Below are 23,075 nucleotides of genomic sequence, written 5' to 3' on the forward strand. Positions count from 1 at the left end.
CAGTTTGTGGTGCGGTACTTGCGCCGACCCCAGTTCGTCTCACTCATCATCCGAGCCTACTACCGCTGCGGCCCGGATTTGTGCAACAAAGCCGCCATTGCGGCTCCGAAAATCATCACGCAGGTCGAGGTGGCGACGGCAATATGCATGGCGGCGTGTCCGATTTCGCTATCGGCGCCGTAGACTGCCAAGAGCGTGGAGTACAGAACGGGAACGACCACAAAGCCGCCTCCGAAGCCAAACAATACGGTGGTTGTGCCCGCGAGCAGCCCAAAAAACAGCAGCAGAAAATACATGGAAAGAAGTCGTCGTGATGTTGTAAAACCTCACGATAGAGGAGCAGTCTTTGGCTAGCATTCGAAGGATGGCCAATAATCCTTTCGTTTCAGCCAAACCTTTCTGATGCACAACATCTCGCTTGATTCGGTGGACGCAGTGGCACGGCCGTTGCTGGCCATTGGTACCGACTATCCGCCTGGCACACTGCTGGACACCCATACCCATCGCCGCGCGCAGGTGCTGTATGGGATGATGGGGTTGATGGAGGTGGAAACCGACGACGGCGCTTGGGTCATCCCACCGTACAGCGGTGTGTGGATTCCGGCGGGCAAACGCCACCGGGTGCGCATGCAAGGCGTCAGCACGCGCAGCCTTTATATCGAGCCCGGCGCCGCACCGCGGGAAGCGGCGCATTGCGAGGTGCTGGTGATCACCCCACTGCTGCACCAGTTGCTATTGGCTTCGCTGGGCATGCCTGCGCTGTATGACGAGCAAGGGCGAGATGGCGCGCTGGCGCTATTGCTTTTGCATGAGGTGCGCATGGCGCAGACGATGCCGTTGTTCGCACCGATTCCGCAGGATCAGGCACTTGCACGGCTGTGCAAGGCCTTTCTCAAATCGCCTCACATCCAGGCAGCGCCCCAGGAATGGGCAGAGCAACTGCACAAGAGCTTGCGCACCTTCACCCGATTGTTCAGGCTGCAGACGGGCATGAGCTTTGGAGCCTGGAGGCAGCAAGCCTGTCTGCTGGCTGCATTGCCCAGGCTGTCTTCCGGAGAGTCGGTCACACAGGTGGCGCTTGATCTTGGCTACGACAGCCCCAGTGCGTTTTCCACCATGTTCCGCAAGCGGCTTGGGCGGGTGCCGAGCGACTTTATCCGGATGGCGTCATCCGGTGCCACTCCATGAGCTTGTCGGCTGCTGGTCGGTTGTGGTGCTGCGCTTAGGCATCCCGATGATCGGCCTCTCCAGCCTTCCAATACCCCTTGGCGCTGAGGCAGCGGCGCGGAATGTCCCGCTCCTGAAGGTAGTGCTGCTTTAGCCTTCGGATGGCGGTAGACTCTCCCGCTATCCAGATGTAGCCCGGCCCCGTTGGCAAGGGGCGGTGCAACAGCGACTGACACAAGCCGAGGCCGTGCTTGGCCTGTGCATTGATCCATTGGATGCGCAGCCTGGCGGGGCTTTCAACAGGCTGTTGGTCTTCGGTGGAGAGTACCTCGATATAAACCTTGGCATTGATACCTGCGGGCAAGCTGCTTGCAATGCTCTGGATACCGGGCAAGGCTGTAGCGTCGCCCGCCAGCATTACCCAGCTTGCATCGCCAGGCAGAAAAAAGCCTCCGCTGCGTGGCCCTGCAATTGCCAGTTGCTCGCCAACCGCAGCTTGGGATGCCCAGGCAGAGGCGGGGCCGGAATCGGCATTCGCGCCATGCAGAACGAAATCCAGATCCAAGGTTCCCGCTTTGTGGTCAATGCTTCGCACCGTATAGGCACGACCTTCGCCAGAAGGTAGAAAGACCTTGACCCAGGCTGCCGGGTCGCTGATTCCCTCGGCATCCAGAAACTCTGCTACCTCGTCGCCACCTATGGTGATTCGACGCATATGGGGTGTAACGGAATGGACTGCCTGCACGATTGCAGCGGCTCTTCTCGTTTGGGGCTTTGGCGCGGCCTCAAGCATGGCATGCTTCGGTGATCATGCGGGCCCGCAGAAAAGCCGTGCCAGTGGGGCGATGTGCGGCAACGTGTACAACAGCAACGGCCGCCGCGGGTGTGACATGGATGCGAAAAGGCATCGATTACTCCAAATATGAGCATTTGCTCGATATTTGAAATAATATGAGTGATAGCTCATATTGAAAACTCGCGTTTGGATAAGCCCATGCCCGACTTGCCCCAGCCCCGCCGTATCCCGCGCCAAAGCCGCTCTCGTGCGTTGGTGGACTCGATTCTTGAAGCAACGGCTCATGTTCTGAGCGAGCGCGGATACGCAGGCACCAACACCAATCTGGTGGCAGAACGCGCGGGCGTCAGCGTGGGTTCGGTGTACCAGTACTTTCCCAACAAGGATTCGCTGATCTCGGCACTGCATGAGCGGCACGCCACAGAAATGCATGCAGCCATGGAGGCGGTTCTTGCCGGAATGCCTTCGCAGGGGCTACGGGCGCAATTGGCCGCCATCGTGCGTGCATGGATGGCGGCTCACCAGATCGCGCCTGAGCTGCACAGGGTGCTGGAGAAAGAGTTTCCGTTCTTTGATGCCCCGCCTGACCAAAGCCCTGCAGACCAAAGCATTTACGCGCGCGTTCACCAGTTGCTGGAAGCGCACCGGGATGGCTTGGTGCCCCAGGATTTGAGCCTGGCCGCCTGGGTTGTTCTGCAAAGCATGGAATCATTGATTCATGCCGCCATCATCCCTCCGGGCACTCCGCACCCGATCGAGAAAACCGAGCAGGCTATCATCGACATGCTGACCGGCTACCTCCATGGTGGCCAACAGCCCGATTCGCGGTAGCGCGCGGCCCGCATGGAGCAGGTGCGCCTGCGGTCATTTTCGGCTTGGCAAGCAACGGATCCATCAATACGATTTTGGGTATGGGTACAAAAAGGGAGCGAAACATCCAGCTGGCGCATGCTGTTCTGGACTGGAACAGGGCGCATCTCCGGCACGATGCTTTGTTGACCGAAACGCAGGTCAGGCAGTGCTTTGGAGAAGATTTCATTGTTGAGCCCAATGGCCGACACTACCGTGCAGACGTCGCCAACTACCTGGAGTTTCTCAACGGAATGAGGGCGACCATGGCGGGTATCGAATACCGGGTCATCCACACCGTGGCGGATGACGATGGCGTGGTGTTGGATATGGCTGTGCAGATCGCCCATACCGATGGGCGCAGGGAAGATTTCATCGCCATGCTGCTCATGCATTTCGATGCAAAGGACAAAGTATCTCTCTGGAAGGAAACCTATCTGTCTCGTGCATGAAGGGAACTGCGCGCCCGCCCGTCTTGTTTCCAGTCTCCTGATTTTGTTTGGGAACGTGTGTATCTGTAGCAAGGCTTGACCGCTGCGCGGCATGTCCTACCCGTGGGCCACGACGACGACTACCCTGCAAGCGTTTGTGGGCACGTAGCATGGGTACCAGGACAAAGCAATGGCCGCATGAAGAGGCCAGATGTAGCAGCTATGCACTGGTCAAAAGGCGTGCAATGGCTTTGTCTTTTGTTCAACGCTTCTTACACAGGAGGACACCATGGATACCATTCACAGCGCATCCAGCGTCATTTCTTCGGACAAGGTTCATGGCACAAACGTGTTCAATCCCAATGGAGAAAAACTGGGCTCCATTGAATCCCTGGTACTCGACAAGCTCTCGGGCAAGGTTCGTTACGCCGTCATGGAGTTTGGTGGTTTTCTCGGCATGGGCACCGATGTTTACCCATTGCCCTGGGAAACACTGAAGTACGACACCGACCTGGGTGGATATGTCGTGACCTTGACGCGCGAGCAGCTCGAAGGCGCCCCCCGCTATGGGCGCGACACCACACAGGATTACTCGGACGAATACGGCCGCAAGGTGCACGATTACTACGGCGTACCCTGGATCTATTGATCTGACGCTATCCGCCCGGTCTGATATGCCAAAAGCCACCCTCGGGTGGCTTTCTTGTATGCGATGCACGCTTGCGATTTCACTTTATTTTGATAGCAATTGATGCAGGCCAGATCAATGTTGGGCATAAAAAACATCGCCGCGCATAGTGGCGCGGCGATGGACTGATGCGGATGCAAAAGCAGTCTGCGCTCAGGACTGCGGGTATGGGTGCCTTCAATGCTTGCTGTGTTGCTGCGCCAGCACCCGTCGAGCCTTCTCGAAGGTCTTGCGAATGTCGGTGTTGTCCTTGTTGGTGTAGCGCAAACTCTTTTGGCCCGGCTTGGCAACCAAGGGGCGGCTTGGCATGGTGAGCATCGGTGTCATATGGCCTCCTGAGGGGGAATGGGCTGTAATGCTTACTGTTACCTATCAGGAATAGCTTGCCCATCAGTATTTGCCTCAAGCTGGGCTGGGACTGCACCTACAGCCTATGAAAAGGCTCAGAACGGTAGTCGTAAAGTCACCACAATCACGGTGCCCAGGGCCAGGTTCAATGCCACCCATTTGCGGATCTGGGCCATGGCCTTGGCGCCAGCCTGCCAGTCCTTGGCGCCTACGGCGGCATCAAGCCGTTTGAACAGCGCAAATCGGATATGACCGAACACCGCCATCATTACGATCCCCAGCACCGCCATCACGATCCACGATACCGGCATGGGCGCCTTGGCGCCTGCCTGTGCGGCCATCTGGTGAACCAGGCCGATCATGCCCAGGCCGCTTGCCAGAATCAGCACGACAGCCACCAGCACGGCGGCAAAAAAACGCTGCAGCACATCGCGCATCAGGGGCAGACGTTCGGGCGGCTGCAGTTGCGCAGCGGCAGGGCGAAGGAAGAAGTGGGCGAACGCCATGCCGCCCAGCCAGACAATGACGGAGAGCAGGTGAACCGTTTTGAGAGTGATGTAGAGCATGGGGCGGGTAAAGAATAGTTGGAGGAGGGCGCTTGGCTGTATCGTACCTGCCTTGCCTGGTCAGTTGTTCGCCTTCTGGTCATGAAAGCTGCCTTGCGCTTTTGAAGAAAAAACACAGGCCAAAGACCACGCTGCATCGTGCGACATGGCGGCGGGCATTTGCTGGCGCTGTGGCTGGCTGCTACCATGCGCCGCATGTTGTCTTCTGCCTCCACGCACTGCTCGCACGCGCCAGTTGCCCTGCCTGGAGGCGCCGTGCTGCGCGGGATGAATTACAAGCCCGTCGCACATTCCCTCGCCCGGCGATAACCCCCCACATTCATTTGCGCAAACGCAGTATCGCCGGGCTTCTACCCAGCGCGATCGCGGCTGCGCACCTGCCCGGCGCCCAGCCATGGAACAAGCCCGTGGCCACGCACTGCGTGCCGTCACACGGAATGGGAAGACCGTCATGGACCAATCCATGGAATTTACCAAGCAGTTTCTGCGCTCCAAAAGCCCTTGTGCAATGGGTTTTCGCTGGTTCGTGCGCAACATCGAAGATGGCGTGAGTTATCAGAAGGCGCTGGACACCCTGGTGGCCGCTGGCCGTGTGGACGATGCGCTATGGTTGCTGAACAACTTTGGCCCTACCAATGCCGTGCTTGAGCTGGATCGCTTGGAAGCCGATGCCGTCGTGTTTGCGGGCAGCGTACAGGTACGCGCTGGCGTGGAAGTAGATGGTGTGGTGCATGTGGGCCGCTCCTTGCAGGCTGGTGGTGGAGTGCGCAGCGGCGGCGATCTCGTCGTGGGGGAGGACATCCGCGCGGGCGCCAGCATTTTTGCGGGTGGCAGGCTGCATTGCGGTGGCCACCTGCGCACCGACTGGGGTGTAGATGTGCAGCAGGGTGTGACCGTTGGCGGCGATCTGCGGGTGGCTTGGGACCTGGTTGCGCAAGGCGCGATCAGCGTGCGCGGCTCCGCTGTGGTGGGGCAGGATGTGATTGCAAATGACAGCTTGCACTGCGAGAAAAACCTGCGCGTTGGCGGGCACCTGACCGGAGCGGGCCCCCTGCGTGCGGGACACGGGATCGCGGTGGGCGGCGCGATCGAAGGCGTATCGCATATCGATGCAGGCTGGGGCATTCGTGCGGGTGAGCACATCCACGCCAGCGGGGCCATCAAAGCGGGGGAAAGCCTGGCTGCAGGTGATGCCATCTGCGCGGGCGAAGGCTACGGGGTGTTTGCAGGCCTCAATGTGCAGGAAGACAGCTGGGAGGTGAGCGGCCAGGTGTGCGCAGCAAGCCCGCCCAAGCGCCTGCGCAGCGGGTGCTGGATCGGCCCCAGTCTGCTGTAATTCTGAATGATAGAGGTCTGTAGCGCTGGGTTGGTGCGCGCAAGTTGCTATTGAAAATATAGAAACCAGATCAGAAAACGCCCAGCCCCAGCCCCGCCGCCAGCGCGGCGCCAAGTTCGCGGCAGTGCTGCAGATCGGTATCGGGAATGCGCTTGGTGGCCAGGATGGCCTCGGGCGTCTGTGCATGGGTACAGATGATCAGCGGCTCAGCCACCGGCTTGAGCCGCCAGCCTGTGGCGATGCGCTCGATCTGGCGCGCCGCGCCATGGCCATCGCTGCCCGCACACACCAGGCTTGCATAGGCACGGCCATTGATACGATCGAGCACCGGGTAGTAACAGCGGTCAAAAAAGTCCTTCATCATGCCGCTCATCGCAGCCAGATTCTCCGGCGTGGCAAACACATAGGCGTTGGCAGCCAACACATCGGAGGGCTGGGTGGCCTGTGCATGCAGCAGGCGTACATCCACACCGCCTTCTGCCAGCGCGCCATCGCGCGCGGCCTGCGCCATCTGGAGCGTGCCCTGGGTGAGGGTGTGGTAGACGATGAGCAATTGCGGGGCAACCATGGCGCAAGCATAGCGGCAAAGCGGGAGGCGGTCTTGGCAGTGCCATGTCATGTACAAGACGGCGCACTACGGCATAGTCGGTAGCGCATGGTAGATTGGGCCTCTCACTCCTTCGGATTCGACAGCCATGAGCGAATTGTTTGACCGCGTTGCCGCCAGTTTTCACGCCCAGGGGCTCATGCACACCATGGGTGCCAGCCTGCGGCAGGTGGTTGACGGCGAAGTGCAGATTGCGCTGCCTTATAGCAAGGCCCTGTCGCAGCAGCACGGATTTTTGCATGCTGGCGCGGTGACCAGTGTGGTTGACAGTGCGGTGGGTTATGCCGCGCTTACCAAGGCGCCTGCGGGGTATGACGTGGTCACTGCCGAATTCAAGATCAACCTGCTGCGACCAGCCATTGGTGAGCGCTTTGTGGCGGTGGGCAAGGTGCAGAACGCAGGCAAGCTGCTGACCGTGTGCACGGGCGAACTGCTCGCCTACACCGCAGACATCGACGCTGCCCCCAAGGTGGTGGCCTTGATGCAGGCAACCATCGTCAATGTCAAATACTGATTGAAGCTAAAGATAGCTGCTGGCGCTTATGGCGCTTATCTTTAAAGTGCCAGAAGCTATTTTTTTGATAGTGACTGGTGCAGTTCAAGTGTTGCTCAGTCCTGCCACTGGTACAGCGCCGGCTGCTTGTTCACAAAGCGCTGGATGGCCTCCTGGTGAAAGGCGCTTTCGCGGCACAGCGTCTGGGCAAGGGCCTCCTGCTGGAAAACCTCGGCGCGCTGACTTTCAAAGGAATGGTTCATCACGCGCTTGGTGTAGCCAATGGCTTCGGTCGGCGCATTGGCAAAGCGCTCGGCAAAGGCGATGGCATCGGCCAGCACATCCTCGCTCGTCAGCCGGTACGCCATACCCAACTGCCGTGCCTCTTCGGCTCCCACCACACGGGCGGTGAAGGCCAGTTCCTTGGCGGTCTGCAAGCCCACCAGGCGTGGCAGAAGGTGCATGGCACCCAGGTCCGGCACGAAACCGATCTTGGCAAACACGCAGCAGAACTTGGCGCTGGGCGCAGCCAGCACAAAATCGCCTGCCAGGGCAAGCGACAAGCCCGCGCCAAAGGCGCTGCCTTGCACGGCGGTGATAACGGGTTTTTCCAGGTCAAGCAGCTCGTCAAACCAGCGGTGCAGGCCCAGCATGCGGTTGCGGCTGTCAAACACGTCCTGCTTGCCTGCTACCGTGGCCTGCATGCTCTTGATGTCGCCACCGGCGCAGAAATGGCCGCCCGCGCCAGTCAGTACCACAGCCTTGATGGCGCGGTCGTCACGAATCTGAGGCACGAGGCGGGTGAATTCCTCGCGCATGCTCTGGTCGAGCGCGTTGCGGGCTTCGGGGCGGTTCATGGTCAGCACGGCGGTGCTGCCGTGCATGGAGAGGATCAAAGATGTCATGGCGTGGCTTGGAGAGAAAAACGACTGCGCGGCGCAGACTCATTCCGCCTTGATGTCAAGGCGCTTGGCAACAGGAATCCACCGTTCGCGCTCGGCAGTAATGAACTGGCCCCATTCTGTGGCGCTTGCCGCAATCGGCTGGGCACCTATGCGACGCAGCTTGTCCTGCACATCGGGCTTGGCCAGCGACTGGTTGACGGCCAGGTTCATGCGATCAATGGCGGCCTGCGGTGTGCCCTGGCGCGCCACCAGGCCGAACCACGCGCTTGCCTCGGTACCCGCAAAGCCCAGCTCGGCAAGCGTCGGTACATGGGGTATCTGCGGAAACCGCTGGTTGTCCAGCACCGCCAGCGGCACAATGCGGCCACTGATGGCCTGTTGCATCGAAGAGGGCAGTGCGTCGAACATGATGTCCACATTGCCGCCCATCATGCTGGTGATGGCCGGGGCGCTGCCTGCAAATGGCACATGCGTCACCTTGAAGCCCATGCGGTCGCTGGCAAATTCGCCTGCCAGATGGGTGATATTGCCGCTGCTGGCCGATCCCATGGTGAGCGGTTTGCCCTCTTTTTGCGCCTGCTGGGCCCTGGCGATCAAACCCTTGGCGTCCTGCACGCCCAGATCCTTGCGGGTGACGAGCAGCAGTGGCGCCTTGCCCAGGCCCGCTACCGGCACAAAATCCTTGGCGGGGTCGTAGTTCATCTTGGCGTAGATGGCACTGTTGATGACGAGTGGGGCGTTCGATCCGACGAAAAATGTCTGTCCATCGGCGGGGGCGCGCAGTACGGTTTCTGCAGCAATCATGCCTGCGGCGCCACCCTTGTTTTCGATGACGATAGCCTGGCCGCTGGCCTGCCCCACGTCCTGGGCCACAATGCGGGCAATCTGGTCGGCAGCGCCGCCAGCGGGGTAGGGCACCACCCAGCGCAGCGGGGCATCGGCGGCCTGGCTGTGCAGCGCCGTTGCGGCAATGGCAGCGCCTGCCGCAAAGCAGAAAGCGCGGTGCAGAAAATGGCGCCGCAAACGGCTCCGAAAATGGTTGTTGGGCACGATGTTTGTCTCCTGTCTGCTATGCATGATGTAGCGCTGGCAGTGGCCTGCTCTTTTGGCGGTGAAGGCCGCAGTGGCTGCTGCACCTGCGACTACACTAGGCCGGTTTGTCAGTCGCGTCCAATATCAAATTGCTCTCAGCTGATATGCGTTGCAACAGGGGCTTTGCCCGTATGCTTGCAGGCAAACGATGCATGAGGAGCAAGCCATGAGCGCATTCTTGAAGTACGAACAATCCGGCCATGTGGTCACCCTGACCATGTGCCAACCCGAGCGCCGCAACCCGCTGACCGGCAACACGGCAGTCGAAGAGTTTCTCGCCGCCATCGAGAAAATCCGTGCCGACAGCACGGTGCGCGCCGTCATCCTGACGGGCGAGGGCCCAGCGTTCTCGTCCGGCGGCGATATCAAGACCATGCAGGAGCAGTCGTTTGGCGACGTGGACGGCATGCGCATCCGCGAAGACTACCGCCAGGGAATCCAGCGCCTGCCACTGGCGCTGTTCAACCTGGAAGTGCCAACGATTGCCGCCGTGAACGGCCCTGCCGTCGGTGCAGGCCTCGATCTGACCTGCATGTGCGACCTGCGCGTGGCGTCGGACAAGGCCAAGTTTGCCGAGAGCTTTGTGAAGGTCGGCATCATTCCGGGTGATGGCGGCGCCTGGCTGCTGCCGCGTGTGATCGGCATGTCGCGTGCTGCCGAGCTGTCGCTGACCGGCCGGATGATCGATGCTGCCACTGCGCTGCAATGGGGATTGGTGTCGCAGGTGGTGCCGCATGACGAACTGATGCCCGCTGCCCGCGCGCTGGCGGAGGAAATTGCCGCCAACCCGCCGCAAGTCACCCGCATGACGAAAAAGCTCATGCGCGAGGGCATGCACCAAAGCCTGGCATCCATTCTGGAGCTGTCGGCCGCCTACCAGGCGCTGGCCCACCAGACGGCGGATCACCGCGAAGCGGTCAGCGCCTTTCTGGAAAAGCGCAAACCGGATTTCAAGGGCTGAAGCAGCCCGGCAAATGCAATACGCAATACCGGGCACAGCAAATTAAGCAGGAATAGCAAACAGATGGCCGCTCAATGCGGCCATCTGTGGGGCCATCTGCGCTGCCGTCTACATTCTTGGGTATAGAGCGACTGAACGGCGTGCAGCCAGAGCTTGTGGCCTGGCCGCAGAGCCGGTTATGCAGCAATTGCGGAACCGGCTTCATGTGCGGGGTGGCCGCACGCCATGCAGCGCAAGCGAACGCAACTCCGCCGGCAGGCTTTTCGTGTCGCGGTTGGTCTGCGTTTGGCAGGCTCCTGGGTGCTGTGCAACGCCTCTCAGCAGTGCTGGTGCTCCAGGCGCTCAAGCCGCTCCAGCTCGGCGCAGATGTCGGCCATGGTGCCTGTCATCGCCCAACGCATGCCACGCTCACGCTGCAAGCTGCCGGGTTTGGCCCAATAGCGTTTGATGGATGCATCATTGGCCGCCTGCGCGCTGCAGCGCTGCACTGACAGAAAGGCACGGCTTGCAGTTGCTGCAGCCGTGGTGGTGCGCCTGCGGCTGGCCGGTTTGCGCGGCAGGCGAATGCGGTCAATAGGGCGCTCAACAGGATCGGCAGGCTTCTCATCGGTCGCATCCAACAGGCTCAGTTGGCCGCTGGTGCTGCGCTGTGCAGTTGAGGCCGATGACGCAGCGGCAAAGCAGTGCACCTGGGCCCCATGCTGGCTGTCATTGGCAGCCCCGCTGTGGGCTTTGCGGCTGCGGCGGGCGGGTAAGCTGGTGATGGTGCGGCTTACCATGTGGAAGAGGGGCGAGCCGGCAACGAGAGAGAATGGCGCGAGGGCGCGCAGTGCGGCAGCGACGAGCATAGGAACTCCTTGTGTATGAGAACAGCAGGATTGCTCATAGCAGACGCTGGCCCCAGGGCCGTGAGATCGCTCCCCCGGCGCCCGCTACCTGAAGCTGCGTCGAATTTTTAGCGGTACAGGCTGGCTTACATCAGCATCGTGTTGCGGATCAGGCCAACGGCAATACCTTCAATCTCGAAAGGTTCGCCGGGCTGCACGACGATGGGCAGGTAATCTGGGTTTTCGGCCAGCAGCTCGATTCCATCCTTGGTGCGTTGCAGGCGTTTGACGGTGACATCGTCTCCCAGGCGGGCCACGATGATTTGGCCGTTTCGCGCTTCACGCGTGGATTTGACGGCCAGCAGGTCGCCGTCCATGATGCCCGCATCGCGCATGGACATGCCCCGTACCTTGAGCAGGTAATCGGGTTGCTGCTGGAACAGGCTGCCTTCCACGCTGTAGGTCTGGTCGACATGCTCTTGCGCCAGTATGGGCGAGCCGGCTGAAACCCGGCCAATCAGGGGCAGCGACAGCGGCGCAAGTTCTTGCACGATACGGCCCACGCTGGCGGCCATGCTGGCAACCCCTGTGGAGAGGCCTGCCAGTGGCGAGGAAAACCGCGTGCCGCGTGCTGCGTTGATGGAGCGCACCGTGTCGTTGTTGAGACGGATGCCGCGCGAGGTACCACTGACCAGCTCAATCACACCTTTGCGGGCGAGGGCCTTCAAATGGTCTTCTGCCGAGTTGGCGGATTTGAAGCCCAGTTTGCTGGCGATTTCGGCACGGGTAGGGGGAGCACCGGTGCGCGAGATGGCGGTCTGGATCAGATCCAGAATTTCTTGTTGGCGCGCGGTCAGTTTGGGTTGGTCTCGCATAAGATCTCCGTGTGATCTGTGGTGCCAAGCGCACTGCCAATGGGCTGTGCATTCAAACACCTGTACATCAATCCAGTACCTGTATTTTTAACCAGTTTTTTCAGAGAGGCAAGCCTTGCAGCAAAAAATTTTGATCCTGGGCACTGGCGGTACCATTGCAGGCATGGCAGAAGACGCCGAGCGCCCGGGTAAATACCGGGCGGCTCAACTGTCGGTGGGCGCCCTGGCGGCAGCGATCCCCGGTATCGAAAAGGCTGCTGGAGGCAGTCTGGATGCGCAGCAGATTGCGCAAATTGATAGCAAGGACATGGACGAATCGGTGTGGTTGGCGCTGTTGCAGGCATGCGACAAGGCGCTGCGCGACGACACGGTCGCTGGCATCGTCATCACCCACGGTACCGATACGCTGGAGGAGACCGCCTGGTTTTTGCACAGTTGCCTGGGGCGCTTGCCCAAGCCTGTGGTGCTGACCTGCGCCATGCGCCCGGCCAATGCGCTGATGCCCGACGGGCCACAAAACCTCAAGGACGCCGTCTTCGCCGCTGCCGCGCGCAGCGCCTCGGGCGAGCCGTTGCTGACCGAGGTGGTTGCCGTCACCGGAGGCGGCGAATTGCACAGCGCGCGGTGGCTGCAAAAAGTGCATCCGCATCGGCTGATGGCTTTCTCATCAGGGGAGCAAGGCGCCATCGGCTGGGTGGGGGGGGATGGGGTGCGTCTGCGCGATGAACAGGTGCTCGGTGGCATGCCCGCGCCTGCTCAGGCAACTCTTGTCATGGCAAGTCTGCCTGCGCCCCAGGATTGGCCGTGGGTGGAAATCATCACCAGCCATGCAGGTGCGCGGGGCGTTGCAGTGGATGCCTTGGTGGCCCAGGGGGTGCAAGGCCTTGTGGTTGCTACGACGGGAGACGGTACGGTGCACTCTGCGTTACAACCGGCCCTGGCACGGGCGCGCAGCCAAGGGGTGGCCGTGTGGCGCAGCAGCCGCTGCAGTGACGGTGCCATCAGCGGCGCAGGGTTGCCGACGCGGGCCCAATTGGGCGCAGACGCTGCGGTGGCGATCAATCCCTACAAAGCGCGCATCAGCCTGCAACTCGCCTTGCTGGGCGTTCTGCACTGATGGATAGTGCTATGAAAAATGAAGCTGTAGGTGTTTGTGCCTTGCGCTTTGCAAGCCAGAAATCACCAAATATGAGCAATCCACTGGGAGCCTGCGGCCTACACCACGTTGCCTTGATTGCATCGGACTATGCTCGCTCCAAGGCGTTCTATACCGATATTCTGGGCTGCACCGTGCTTGCCGAGGAATACCGCACCGCCCGCGATTCCTGGAAACTGGATCTGGCTGTACCCGGCGGCGGGCAACTGGAGTTGTTTTCTTTTCCATCACCCCCGCCCCGCGTGTCTCGGCCCGAAGCCTGCGGCCTGCGCCACCTCGCCATCGCCGTGCAGGCGGTGGAGGCCGCGCGCACTTACCTGGTTCTGCAAGGCGTGGAATGCGAAGAGATTCGCCGGGACGAGGCCACCGACAAGCGGTTCTTCTTTTTCAGCGACCCGGATGGGTTACCGCTGGAGATATACGAGATGTGATGGAGCGCGTTTGCCTGCGCTCAGGCCAGAGCGGGTTACCCACCCCGGTGATGTGCAGCAGGGGGATTCAGGCGCAATGTTTTGCCTGGTTATTCAGCTTCAGCCGCGGGGCGTCCATCGCGTACGGCTGCTACGACGATACCCACGGCGCACACTGCAAAAAGGATGCCCGTCGGAATACCTCCAATGGTGGTCATCAACCATCCGTAGATTTCGGAGAGTAGGCCAATGATGCGATTGCCACTGCGGGTGCTGAGCTTGTTGCCAATGAAGGCATTGAATGAGAGCACTGCAAACACCAGTGCCAAAAAGGCCGTGACGATCCACTTCATGCCATTGGGTCCTTGTTATGTGAATTGAATGGGGCAGGGAGCATTTCCGCCAAAACTTAACGTGGTTATTAAAACAGATTGCGATGCAAAAGGGCGGCGCCAACGCCGAACCGTTGTGTAGCTGCCATCAAGCAGGACAATAAAAAAGCCACTATCAAAAAAGATAGTGGCTTGCCTTGCCGTATGGGCGCTGGATGTTTCAAAGCCTAAGGCGCCAAGGCTCGCATCGTTTGCGGTGTGAAATCAGTTTTCCAATGCGGCAATGGCGCGCTGGGTAATTTCGTCGACGCTGCCCAGGCCGCTGATTGCGCGGTATTTGGGGGCGGCGGCGGGATCCTGCCGAGCCCAGTTGCTGTAGTAATCCACCAGCGGGCGGGTCTGGTTGCTGTAGACGTCGAGGCGTTTCTTGACGGTTTCTTCCTTGTCGTCTTCGCGCTGTACCAGGTCTTCGCCAGTCACGTCGTCCTTGCCTGCCACCTTGGGTGGGTTGAACTTGGTGTGGTAGGTGCGGCCCGATGCAGGATGGCTGCGGCGGCCGCTCATGCGTTCGATGATGGCATCGAACGGTACATCGATTTCCAGAACGTAATCGAGCTTGACGCCGGCGGCCTTCATGGCGTCCGCCTGGGGAATGGTGCGGGGAAAGCCGTCAAACAGGAAGCCGTTGGCGCAGTCGGGATGGGCAATGCGATCCTTGACCAGGTTGATGATCAATTCGTCGCTGACCAGTTGGCCTGCATCCATCACCGCCTTGGCTTGCAGGCCCAGCGGGGTGCCGGCCTTGACAGCAGCACGCAGCATGTCGCCGGTGGAGATTTGCGGAATACCGTATTTTTGGCAGATGAACGCGGCTTGCGTGCCTTTGCCGGCTCCGGGCGCTCCCAACAGAATCAGTTTCATGACGGTCCTTGGAAATTAGAAAACTTGCACGGCAAAAGCGGGCTGCCAAGCCCGCTTTTACACAAAAAAACTGGGCTTGAGCATATCACGCATCGGGGGATTGTCACCAAAATGCAAGCTAATGTAGTGTCTCCGAATGTGCAATATTACCTTGCCTTGAAACGTGCTCTCAGCATGCACCGCCTTGCTTACGAGGCGCTTGCATGTCGGTATTTCAGCACTTCATATCGCAGTGGGCAGACTGCGTGCCGTTATACCTGCGACGCGAAGATCTGGCGCACGCGCAGCAGGTCTTCGGGAGTATCAACGCCTGCGCCGGGGTGGCTTTGTGTGATGTGCACGGCAATGCGGTAGCCGTGCCAGAGAGCCCGCAGCTGCTCCAGTGCCTCGATCTGCTCGGTAGGTGCCTGCGCGAGCGTGGGGAAGGTCTGCAGAAAACTGGCGCGGTAGCTGTACAGGCCCATGTGGTGCAGGGGGGCGAAGCCGGTTGTGGTGGTGGCATTGGGGTTCTTCCACCAGCTTGCATTGACGTGCTCGCGTCCCCAGGGAATGGGTGCACGGCTGAAGTAGGCGGCCAGACCTTTGGCATCGAGCACCACTTTGACCACGTTCGGGTTGAGCAGCGATTCCAGGTTGGCCACAGGGTGCGCCACAGTGCCCATGCTGGCTTCTGGCCGGTCGGTCAAAAGCTGTGCCACGGCGTCGATCAGGCCGGGGGCCACCAGCGGCTCGTCGCCTTGCACATTGACGACGATATCGTCCCCCGACAGGCCGAGCCGTTCACAGGCTTCGGCAAGGCGGTCGCTGCCGCTCGGGTGGTTTGCAGAGGTGAGTACGGCTTGCACGCCATGTTGTTTGCAGGCATCCAGAATGCGCGCATCATCGGCTGCCACCACCACCCGCTGGGCATTGCTTTGCTGGGCACGTTGGGCCACGCGAACCACCATGGGCAGGCCACCGATATCAGCCAGGGGCTTACCCGGCAGGCGCGATGACGCCATGCGCGAGGGGATCAATACAGTGAAGGGCGCGGAGCTGTGGACGGTTGCCATGGTGTGCCGGGTGGAGAGGGGCGAAACAAAAAGGGCTGCACCCAACGGATGCAACCCAGAGGCGAAGAGCCATTGTAGCGAGGGGGGCGATGGCTCCCAGGTCAGGGAATGATGGCTGGTGTTGGCGCGTTGCTGGCAGGCACACTCACCGCATCGGGAGCGAGCAGTATTTTTTCGACGGCGCGCAGCTTCCTGGCATCGATGGCCTCGCGCAGGCGGGGCAACAAGGCGACCAAGCCTTCGTAACCCTGGGCTTTCTCCACCGCCAGCTGCAAGCGAAAGCCCTTGAGGCCCAACTCGCCCACCAGCTGGCCGACGATGGCATAGGCTTTCATATAGCGATCCGTTGGATCACTAACCTGGACGGGCGCAGTGGCATGCCGCGCGGCTTGCTGGCCTGGACGGGCGCAGTGGCATGCCGCGCGGCTTGCTGGCGCTCGTCTGCCAAAGAGGCCACAGGAGCCGGGGCGGTGGCCGCAGGCGCTGTAGCTGCAGGCTGCGAAGGCGTTGGATGGGAGAGCCAGCTGCCCATTTCGCCGCTCTGGGCTGGGCGCAGCAATTCCAGCAGGCCCTGCTGGATCAGCAGCTTGATGTCTTCAAGCAGTTGCAGGCGACCCGTGTTGCCAGGGAGCAGCTCAATGACTTGCTCGACGCTTTTGTTGCCATCGAACAGGATGAACGCGGTACGCATGCGCGGAGGCAGGACGGGGTCGCGTGCCCGTAGCGCCTCAAGGCCTTTGTCGGTCTTTTTCAGGATGAGGGTTTGCATGGCAATTCGCTGTCGATGAAAAAGCCATACCGCTGGTAACAGACGGTTGGATGTGTCACGAAAATGTCAGCGAATTGTGACCAGCTGGAAAAAACTGTGTACTAGGGATTTACCTGACCGCTATTTTTCCTATGAAAGTAGTGAGGCCCATACCCTCACTCCGGGAGCAGCCTGGCGGCGTGCTGCCTGGGTAGGTATCCAATATAGGTATCCCGCAGCTCAGGCGCCTTCACCGGAGGCTGGGGTTGCGATGGCATCGATCTCATCGTCGGTCAGGGGACGGGCTTCCACCTCCAGCATCACGGGAATGCCGTCGCGTACCGGGTAGGCAAGGCGGGCGCTGCGCGATACCAGCTCCTGGCGCTCGCGGTCGTAACGCAGGGGGCCTTTGGTGACGGGGCACACCAGCAGTTCAAGCAGTTTCGGGTCCATAACGGCAGTCAATCTTTCTGTGGTTGGGGCGTGTGCGGCGCGGATACCAGGGCATGCAGGCGGGAGTGCACATACGAGGCAAAGGCCGGGTCAATCTGCACCTGCAGTGGCACAGCCAAAGCCTGGGGGGCAATGCGCCATAGCTTGTGGGCATCCTTTTCGGTGCATAGCAGCACGGGTGTCTCCATTGTAGGTGCCCCCGAATCCACCAATCCCAACCGGGCCAGCAATTGTGGATCGGCCAGGTCTGCGTGATCCGGCAAGGCACTGCTGCGCGCCTGCGGCAATCCAGCTGCCTCCAGCATGGCAAAGAATTCCAGCGGGTAGGCAATGGCGGCCACTGCATGGATGCGGCGCCCGCGCAGACTGGACAGCGGGATGCGGCGGCCATCTTTCGCAATGGCGAAATCGGCCAGCTGGCGATCTACGGGCCAGGCGGCGGCACCGCAGCGGGCCAGCTTGACGGGGGGCTCGCCCGCATACAGGGCGATATCGAGCGGGCGCGGCCAGGGTTCGCGCAGCGGGCCGGCCGGCAGTTGCCAGCCATTGCCCACGTTCTGGCGGTTGAACACGGCAATTTCCAGGTCTCGCGCCAGAGCCAGATGTTGCAGACCATCGTCGCAGATGAGTACATCGATATCTTTATGCGCCGAAAGTGCTGCCTGTGCTGCATTTGCACGTTTGTTTGCCACAAACACAGGGGCGTTGGTGCGCTGCGCAATCAGCAGGGGCTCATCGCCCACCTCACGCGGGTCGCTGTGCCTTGTCACTTCCAGTGCAGCAGAGCTACCCGAGGTGGCGCGCCCATAGCCGCGCGATATGACGGCAGGCCGCCAACCCCTGGCTTGCAAAGCCTGTACTAGATGAATGGTGACAGGGGTCTTGCCAGCGCCGCCCGCAATCAGATTGCCCACCACCACGGTCGGCACGGGCGCGCGCCAGCTTTGAAGCACACCCGCCCGGTACAAGCTGCGTCGCAGGCTGCCCAGGCCGGCGTAGATCCACGCAAGAGGCAGCAATGCGCGTGCCAGCAATCCCTTGTGCTGCCAGGCATCGGTAATGCGGGCAGAGCGGGGGCGGCTGGTGGACGGCTGGGAGGCGTTTGGCAGGGGGGCGGTCATGCAGGCTGCATGCTAGCACTGCAGGCCCCGGTTGCCCGAGACCTGCAGCAGCAATTATTTGCCTGCGGCTGACTGGGTAGCGAAGGTGACCTGGTTCAGGCCCACGCGGCGCGCGGCCTCCATCACGGAGACGACGGACTGGTGCGGTGCCATGGCATCGGCGCTGATGATGATCACGCTGTCCTTGCCGGCGGTGGCGGCGCTGCGCAGAGCGGCTGCCATGTCGGCAACCGTTTTGCCTTCCAGCGCCGTCTTGTTGACGGCATAGCGGCCGTCAGCGGCTACGGCGACGATGATTTCCTTGGGCCGGTCGCGCAGCTGCTCGGCATTGGCGATGGGCAAGGTGAGCTGCAGCTCGGTGAACTTGCTGTAGGTGGTCGACAGCATCAGAAAGATGAGGATCACCAGCAGCACGTCGATGAAGGGGATCAGGTTGATCTCCGGCTCTTCCTTGGTGCGGGGGCGAAAGTTCATGCGCGGCTCCTGAGGTAATCAGCCGCGGCGCAGCTTGTTCAGGTGGCGCAGGAACTGTTCGGCCGACAGCTCCAGGGTGAGGAGGTAGCCATCGACGCGGCTGCGGAAATAGCGCCAGAAAATCAGCGCAGGAATCGCAACAATCAAGCCAAAGGCGGTGTTGTACAGCGCAATCGAGATACCGTGGGCCAGCAAGGTGGGGTTGTTGCCACCGCCACTTTGCGAGCCGAAGATTTCGATCATGCCGATGACCGTGCCCAGCAGTCCTAAAAGAGGAGCGGCCGATGCAATGGTGGCAATCGCTGTAAGGTATTTTTCGAGATTCTGGGCAACCCGGCGGCCTGCGCTTTCCATGGTGGCGCGCAGGTCGGCTTCGGAGATGCGGGGTTCGCTGTTGATGGCACGCAGACCGCTGGCCAGTACCTCGCCCAGGGCAGAGTTCTGTCCCAGCTGGTTCACCACTTCGGCGCTGGGTACGTTGTGGGCAGAGACGGAAATCGCCTCTTGCAGCAGATTAGGGGGGGCGACCTTGGCCGTCTTCAGTGCCAGAAACCGTTCAACAACCAGTGCGAGGGCCAGGATGGAGCAGACGATCAAAGGCCAGATCGGCCAGCCTGCGGCTTGAATAATGGAAAACAAAATCTCTCTCCGCTCGTTCTTTTTCAGCAATGCATTATGGCCCAACGTGGCCTGCTGTCAGCCTAAAATCATGTCGGGCGCGGCCTGCAGCCAACAGGGTGAAAGAAATGGTGGCATGTTGCGTCGAGTCTTCCACAGAATGTGTGGATAACTTTGTGGGCAATCTGTCATCAGCCAGAAAAATTGCTGAAAGCACGGGGTTTTTCTTAGATTGCTTAAAAAATAAGCTGATAAAAATATTTATAAATCAATATCTTGTACGTGCATTCGATATTTTGTGCTACAGAGTATGACGATCGGATGACGTACTGAGGCGCCTTGCCCGCTGTGGACTACTGCCTTGCCTCCTGTGCGGAACTGGGTGCTCCCTGCTTTGGGCGGAGGCCCCAACCCTCTCGCTCTGCAAAAGTTGCGGGCAAAACCAGTCAGAATGCTGCACGATGTTGTTTTTTAGAGTGGATGGTGGCAATGAGCAGGTATGGGCGCCTGTAAAGCGCAAGCTGCCATGCCGTCGGCGCCCGGCGATCCCGCAGGATATTGGGTGCAGATTGGGATAGATTTGCTATGTTAAGAATAGCAAAATGCGCTTGTTGATGGGGCGTTAGAGGCAAATTTATGGATAACTTTGACATTCCGGCCACCGCCGCCCCGCGCACGTGGGAAGTCGGCGCGCTGTGCCGCGCCGTGGGCGACGCGCTGGCGGCGCGCTTCAATCCGGTGGCGGTGCGCGGGGAGCTGAGCGGCTTTTCGCGGGCGGCCAGTGGTCACTGCTACTTCAATCTCAAGGATGTGAATGGCCAGATCCGCTGCGCCATGTTCAAGCGCGCCGCGCAGTCGCTTGGCTTTGCGCCACGCGATGGCGAGCTGGTGGAGGTGGTGGGAAAGCTCGGCGTGTATGAACAGCGTGGCGATCTGCAATTGATTGTGGAGGACATGCGCCGAGCCGGGCAGGGCGCTTTGTTCGAGCAGTTTTTGCGCCTCAAGGCGCAGCTGGATGCCGAAGGCCTGTTTGACGCTGCCCGCAAGCGTCCGTTGCCGCTGATGCCGCGCGGCATCGGTATCGTCACCTCGCTGGGTGCGGCTGCACTGCACGATGTGGTTACCGCCTTGCGCCGCCGTGTGCCGCAATTGCCCGTGGTGCTGGTGCCCGCCCTGGTGCAAGGGGGGCAGGCAGCCCCATCGATGGTTGAAGCGCTACAAAAACTGTATCGGCTGGCGGAGGCGCAGATTGCGCTGGATGCGGGTTTGACGGATGAGGCTCCGGCGGCGGCCATTGACGCCATCTTGCTCGTGCGCGGTGGTGGTTCGCTGGAAGACCTGTGGGCCTTCAACGATGAGCAGCTGGCGCGCACCATCGCGCAAAGCCCGGTGCCACTGATCAGCGGCGTGGGGCACGAGACAGATTTCACCATTGCCGATTTCTGCGCCGATCTGCGCGCCCCCACGCCAACGGCAGCCGCCGAGCTGGTGTGCCAGCCTCGGGACGTGTGGCTGGGCGCACTAGACCTGGTGCAGGAGCGTCTGGATGACGCGGTGGAGCGGCACATTGATCGCCAGTTGCAACGCCTGGACATGGCGGCGCGCCAGATCGCCCGGCCCTCGGGCCTGGTCCACCGCCAGCAGCAAGGACTGGACCGCAGCGCACAGCGCCTGCAGGCAGCGGTGCAAAGCCAGCTGCACGGGCAGGACAAGCGCGTGCAGCATCTGGCCAGCACTTTCCCCAAGAGCGTGTCGCGCAGCCTGGAGCGGCAGCAGCAGCGCGTTGAGCAGCTAGGGGCGCGGCTGGAGTTGCTCAACCCGCGGCAGGTGCTCTCGCGCGGCTATGCGTTGCTCACGGGCATGGATGGCCAGGTCATCCATTCAGTAACGCAGGCGACACCGGGCAAGGCGATGCATGCAGAACTGGCCGATGGCAGTGTGGATGTGGTGGCCACCCAGCGCCTGCTGGTGTGAGCCAGGCGGGGCTGACGTTGCCGCGCGACTGCGCGATGCAGAACTGTTCCGGACATGCTTTTGAGGCGGTAGATTGTCGGCAACCGCTGACCCCGTACTGCCATGTCTGCGTGCTATGGTGGTCATATGAATTTCTGTTGAACCCTATTGGTCATCAGGTCGATTTTCCTTTCTACAATCGACCGATGCCAGCGAAAGCGCGGCGCCCTTTGCGGAGCGCACGCTGCTGCCCGTTTTGCAACCCATACCAACCACGAGGAAACGACGATGGAACGCACTCTGCCACCCCTGCCTTATGCGCTTGATGCCCTGGCTCCTGCCTACAGCAAGGAAACCATGGAGTACCACTATGGCAAGCACCACAACGCTTATGTGGTGAACCTGAACAACCTGCAAAAAGGCACCGAGTTCGAGAACATGGAACTGGAAGACGTGGTCAAGAAGTCTTCCGGCGGTATTTACAACAACGCAGCCCAGATCTGGAACCACACCTTCTTCTGGAACTGCATGACCCCCAATGGCGGTGGCGCTCCTAGCGGCGCGCTGGCAGATGCCATCAACAAGAAGTGGGGCAGCTTCGACGAGTTCAAGAAGGCTTTCCAGGCATCGGCCGTGGGCAACTTCGGCTCGGGCTGGACCTGGCTGGTCAAGAAGGCTGACGGCTCGGTCGACATCGTCAACACGGGTGCCGCAGGCACGCCGCTGACCACTGCCGATAAGGCCCTGCTGACCGTGGACGTGTGGGAACACGCGTACTACATCGACTACCGTAACCTGCGTCCCAAGTTCGTTGAAACCTTCCTGGCCAGCCTCGTGAACTGGAAGTTCGCTGAAGCCAATTTCGCCTGATCTTCCAGCGCATAGCGGCTTGCTTTCAGGCAAGCCCGAACGCCTCCGTAAGGAGGCGTTTTCTTTTTATATCCACCAATGCCAGGCAGGCGCTTCAGGGCGCTGCCTGCAACAGGCGTATCAGTTCGCGCAGCGCAGCGGGCACATGGCGGCGGCTCGAATAGTAGAGATAAAAGCCCTCGGTCTGGGGGCACCAGTCCTGCAGCACACATTCCAGTCGGCCGGACGACAGTGCTTCGCCCACCATGCCGTCATAGACATAGGCAAGGCCCATGCCGTCCAGTGCGGCCTGCAGCACCAGCTGGTCGTCATCCAGCGTCAAGGGGCCGCTCACCGGTACTTCCAGGCTCTGGCCTCTTTTGGCGAACTCCCATGCGTAGGGGGCACTGCCCGGAAAGCGGCGGTTGATGCAGGCATGTGCCGCCAAGTCGCGTGGGTGCTTGGGGCGGCCATGGAGATCAAGGTAGGCAGGCGTGGCTACCACCAGAAAGCGGGGCGCAGGCCGCAGCGGCAGCGCCACCATGTCTGCTGCCACGCGCGCGCCGAAGCGGATGCCGGCATCGAACCCGTCTTGCACGATATCCACCATGCGGTCGTCCGTGACGATCTCCAGCAGCACCTTCGGGCAGCGCGCGTGGAATGCGGCCAGCAGCGGCGCCAGTACCAGCCTTGCGGCCTGCCGGGGCACATTGAGCCGCAGCGTGCCCGATGGCGTGCCGCCCAATTCGCGCACCTCACGCAACGCTCCGTGGATGTCCTGCAGCGCTGGAGAGAGCCGCTCCAGCAGCAGTTGCCCGGCTTCCGTCGGCGTCACGCTGCGCGTCGTTCGGTTGAGCAGGCGCGTGCCCAGCGCCTCTTCGACCTGACGAAGGCTGTGGCTGAGGGCCGAGGGCGTAACACCCAGCTGGCGGGCTGCCTTGCTGAAGCTGCGCTGCTGGGCCACCTGCACGAAGGCGGCAAGGGCGTCGAGGCTGGTTTCACCCGTTTCCGAGAGGTTTTTCATTTGTGAAATCTGCTCAATGATTC

General features: G+C 60.9%; 29 protein-coding genes and 1 pseudogene. 11 read left to right on the plus strand and 19 right to left on the minus strand.

The window, feature by feature from the left end; genetic code table 11:
- Positions 1–71: 71 nt before the first annotated feature.
- Positions 72–296: pseudogene (locus HNP33_RS09595) on the minus strand (TSUP family transporter); the annotation flags it as partial.
- 106 nt (positions 297–402) lie between these two features.
- On the opposite strand from HNP33_RS09595, the gene HNP33_RS09600 reads away from it, so the two are divergent.
- Positions 403–1,188, plus strand: coding sequence for an AraC family transcriptional regulator (locus HNP33_RS09600; protein WP_184707735.1), 786 nt, complete (start codon positions 403–405; stop codon positions 1,186–1,188).
- Positions 1,189–1,222: 34 nt separating this feature from the next.
- Here the strand turns inward: HNP33_RS09600 and HNP33_RS09605 are convergent, their stop codons facing one another.
- A complete protein-coding gene (locus HNP33_RS09605) occupies positions 1,223–1,882 on the minus strand; it encodes a siderophore-interacting protein (RefSeq protein ID WP_233464463.1) in 660 nt (219 codons plus the stop codon).
- Positions 1,883–2,161: 279 nt separating this feature from the next.
- On the opposite strand from HNP33_RS09605, the gene HNP33_RS09610 reads away from it, so the two are divergent.
- From HNP33_RS09610 to HNP33_RS09620, 3 genes are all read left to right on the plus strand, one after another.
- Complete coding sequence (locus HNP33_RS09610) at positions 2,162–2,794, plus strand: TetR/AcrR family transcriptional regulator (RefSeq protein WP_184707739.1); 633 nt, start codon at positions 2,162–2,164, stop codon at positions 2,792–2,794.
- Positions 2,795–2,838: 44 nt separating this feature from the next.
- Complete coding sequence (locus HNP33_RS09615) at positions 2,839–3,264, plus strand: nuclear transport factor 2 family protein (RefSeq protein WP_233464464.1); 426 nt, start codon at positions 2,839–2,841, stop codon at positions 3,262–3,264.
- A 268-nt stretch (positions 3,265–3,532) separates the two neighbouring features.
- Positions 3,533–3,892 (plus strand): PRC-barrel domain-containing protein, encoded by a 360-nt coding sequence (locus HNP33_RS09620; protein ID WP_184707741.1) that lies wholly within the window; start codon positions 3,533–3,535, stop codon positions 3,890–3,892.
- A 216-nt stretch (positions 3,893–4,108) separates the two neighbouring features.
- Here the strand turns inward: HNP33_RS09620 and HNP33_RS09625 are convergent, their stop codons facing one another.
- A complete protein-coding gene (locus tag HNP33_RS09625; protein WP_184707743.1) occupies positions 4,109–4,258 on the minus strand; it encodes a hypothetical protein in 150 nt (49 codons plus the stop codon).
- Between the two features lie 116 nt (positions 4,259–4,374).
- Positions 4,375–4,845 carry a CopD family protein gene (locus HNP33_RS09630; protein ID WP_184707745.1) on the minus strand — a complete coding sequence of 157 codons (471 nt, stop codon included), beginning with the start codon at positions 4,843–4,845 and terminating at the stop codon, positions 4,375–4,377.
- 463 nt (positions 4,846–5,308) lie between these two features.
- Between HNP33_RS09630 and HNP33_RS09635 the strand changes: the two genes are divergently transcribed.
- Positions 5,309–6,181 carry a hypothetical protein gene (locus HNP33_RS09635; protein WP_184708077.1) on the plus strand — a complete coding sequence of 291 codons (873 nt, stop codon included), beginning with the start codon at positions 5,309–5,311 and terminating at the stop codon, positions 6,179–6,181.
- 70 nt (positions 6,182–6,251) lie between these two features.
- Here the strand turns inward: HNP33_RS09635 and HNP33_RS09640 are convergent, their stop codons facing one another.
- Positions 6,252–6,749, minus strand: a complete 498-nt coding sequence (locus tag HNP33_RS09640; protein WP_184707747.1) for a flavodoxin family protein — start codon at positions 6,747–6,749, stop codon at positions 6,252–6,254.
- 127 nt (positions 6,750–6,876) lie between these two features.
- On the opposite strand from HNP33_RS09640, the gene HNP33_RS09645 reads away from it, so the two are divergent.
- On the plus strand, positions 6,877–7,302 hold the full coding sequence (locus tag HNP33_RS09645; protein ID WP_184707749.1) for a PaaI family thioesterase: 426 nt from the start codon (positions 6,877–6,879) through the stop codon (positions 7,300–7,302).
- A 95-nt stretch (positions 7,303–7,397) separates the two neighbouring features.
- Here the strand turns inward: HNP33_RS09645 and HNP33_RS09650 are convergent, their stop codons facing one another.
- Together HNP33_RS09650 and HNP33_RS09655 are read right to left on the minus strand one after the other, a co-directional pair.
- On the minus strand, positions 7,398–8,186 hold the full coding sequence (locus HNP33_RS09650; RefSeq protein WP_184707751.1) for an enoyl-CoA hydratase/isomerase family protein: 789 nt from the start codon (positions 8,184–8,186) through the stop codon (positions 7,398–7,400).
- Positions 8,187–8,225: 39 nt separating this feature from the next.
- Entirely contained in the window at positions 8,226–9,209 is a 984-nt protein-coding gene (locus HNP33_RS09655) for a Bug family tripartite tricarboxylate transporter substrate binding protein (RefSeq protein ID WP_418903834.1), read from the minus strand.
- Between the two features lie 235 nt (positions 9,210–9,444).
- Here HNP33_RS09655 and HNP33_RS09660 point away from each other — a divergent pair, with 235 nt between their 5' ends.
- On the plus strand, positions 9,445–10,239 hold the full coding sequence (locus tag HNP33_RS09660; RefSeq protein WP_184707755.1) for a crotonase/enoyl-CoA hydratase family protein: 795 nt from the start codon (positions 9,445–9,447) through the stop codon (positions 10,237–10,239).
- Positions 10,240–10,556: 317 nt separating this feature from the next.
- On the opposite strand, the gene HNP33_RS09665 is transcribed toward HNP33_RS09660, so the two are convergent.
- Positions 10,557–11,087: a hypothetical protein gene (locus tag HNP33_RS09665; RefSeq protein ID WP_184707757.1), complete on the minus strand. Its 531-nt coding sequence runs from the start codon at positions 11,085–11,087 to the stop codon at positions 10,557–10,559.
- A gap of 125 nt (positions 11,088–11,212) precedes the next feature.
- Complete coding sequence (gene lexA / locus HNP33_RS09670) at positions 11,213–11,941, minus strand: transcriptional repressor LexA (RefSeq protein WP_184707759.1); 729 nt, start codon at positions 11,939–11,941, stop codon at positions 11,213–11,215.
- Positions 11,942–12,056: 115 nt separating this feature from the next.
- On the opposite strand from lexA, the gene HNP33_RS09675 reads away from it, so the two are divergent.
- Positions 12,057–13,058 (plus strand): asparaginase, encoded by a 1,002-nt coding sequence (locus tag HNP33_RS09675; RefSeq protein ID WP_233464465.1) that lies wholly within the window; start codon positions 12,057–12,059, stop codon positions 13,056–13,058.
- A 71-nt stretch (positions 13,059–13,129) separates the two neighbouring features.
- Positions 13,130–13,528, plus strand: a complete 399-nt coding sequence (locus HNP33_RS09680) for a VOC family protein (protein WP_184707761.1) — start codon at positions 13,130–13,132, stop codon at positions 13,526–13,528.
- A gap of 89 nt (positions 13,529–13,617) precedes the next feature.
- Here the strand turns inward: HNP33_RS09680 and HNP33_RS09685 are convergent, their stop codons facing one another.
- From HNP33_RS09685 to HNP33_RS09725, 9 genes are all read right to left on the minus strand, one after another.
- Positions 13,618–13,860 carry a hypothetical protein gene (locus HNP33_RS09685; protein WP_184707763.1) on the minus strand — a complete coding sequence of 81 codons (243 nt, stop codon included), beginning with the start codon at positions 13,858–13,860 and terminating at the stop codon, positions 13,618–13,620.
- Positions 13,861–14,103: 243 nt separating this feature from the next.
- On the minus strand, positions 14,104–14,760 hold the full coding sequence (gene adk, locus HNP33_RS09690; protein WP_184707765.1) for an adenylate kinase: 657 nt from the start codon (positions 14,758–14,760) through the stop codon (positions 14,104–14,106).
- A gap of 251 nt (positions 14,761–15,011) precedes the next feature.
- A complete protein-coding gene (gene kdsB / locus HNP33_RS09695) occupies positions 15,012–15,812 on the minus strand; it encodes a 3-deoxy-manno-octulosonate cytidylyltransferase (protein ID WP_184707767.1) in 801 nt (266 codons plus the stop codon).
- Between the two features lie 101 nt (positions 15,813–15,913).
- On the minus strand, positions 15,914–16,147 hold the full coding sequence (locus tag HNP33_RS09700) for a hypothetical protein (RefSeq protein WP_184707769.1): 234 nt from the start codon (positions 16,145–16,147) through the stop codon (positions 15,914–15,916).
- Entirely contained in the window at positions 16,144–16,581 is a 438-nt protein-coding gene (locus HNP33_RS09705) for a hypothetical protein (protein ID WP_184707771.1), read from the minus strand. The genes HNP33_RS09700 and HNP33_RS09705 overlap by 4 nt, the downstream gene beginning before the upstream one ends.
- 219 nt (positions 16,582–16,800) lie before the next feature.
- Complete coding sequence (locus tag HNP33_RS09710; RefSeq protein ID WP_184707773.1) at positions 16,801–17,013, minus strand: Trm112 family protein; 213 nt, start codon at positions 17,011–17,013, stop codon at positions 16,801–16,803.
- Between the two features lie 8 nt (positions 17,014–17,021).
- Positions 17,022–18,134 (minus strand): tetraacyldisaccharide 4'-kinase, encoded by a 1,113-nt coding sequence (gene lpxK / locus HNP33_RS09715; protein ID WP_184707775.1) that lies wholly within the window; start codon positions 18,132–18,134, stop codon positions 17,022–17,024.
- Between the two features lie 54 nt (positions 18,135–18,188).
- The gene (locus HNP33_RS09720; protein ID WP_184707777.1) at positions 18,189–18,608 is read right to left on the minus strand and encodes an ExbD/TolR family protein; all 420 of its coding nucleotides are present in this window, start codon (positions 18,606–18,608) and stop codon (positions 18,189–18,191) included.
- 18 nt (positions 18,609–18,626) lie between these two features.
- Entirely contained in the window at positions 18,627–19,247 is a 621-nt protein-coding gene (locus tag HNP33_RS09725; protein WP_184707779.1) for a MotA/TolQ/ExbB proton channel family protein, read from the minus strand.
- Between the two features lie 615 nt (positions 19,248–19,862).
- Between HNP33_RS09725 and xseA the strand changes: the two genes are divergently transcribed.
- Complete coding sequence (xseA, locus tag HNP33_RS09730; protein ID WP_184707781.1) at positions 19,863–21,200, plus strand: exodeoxyribonuclease VII large subunit; 1,338 nt, start codon at positions 19,863–19,865, stop codon at positions 21,198–21,200.
- A gap of 267 nt (positions 21,201–21,467) precedes the next feature.
- Positions 21,468–22,049 carry a superoxide dismutase gene (locus HNP33_RS09735; protein WP_184707783.1) on the plus strand — a complete coding sequence of 194 codons (582 nt, stop codon included), beginning with the start codon at positions 21,468–21,470 and terminating at the stop codon, positions 22,047–22,049.
- Positions 22,050–22,143: 94 nt separating this feature from the next.
- Here the strand turns inward: HNP33_RS09735 and HNP33_RS09740 are convergent, their stop codons facing one another.
- Positions 22,144–23,052 carry a LysR family transcriptional regulator gene (locus tag HNP33_RS09740; protein ID WP_184707785.1) on the minus strand — a complete coding sequence of 303 codons (909 nt, stop codon included), beginning with the start codon at positions 23,050–23,052 and terminating at the stop codon, positions 22,144–22,146.
- Positions 23,053–23,075 lie beyond the last annotated feature (23 nt).

The organism is Comamonas odontotermitis, assembly GCF_014207855.1.
GTDB classification, from domain to species: Bacteria; Pseudomonadota; Gammaproteobacteria; order Burkholderiales; family Burkholderiaceae_C; genus Comamonas; species Comamonas odontotermitis_A.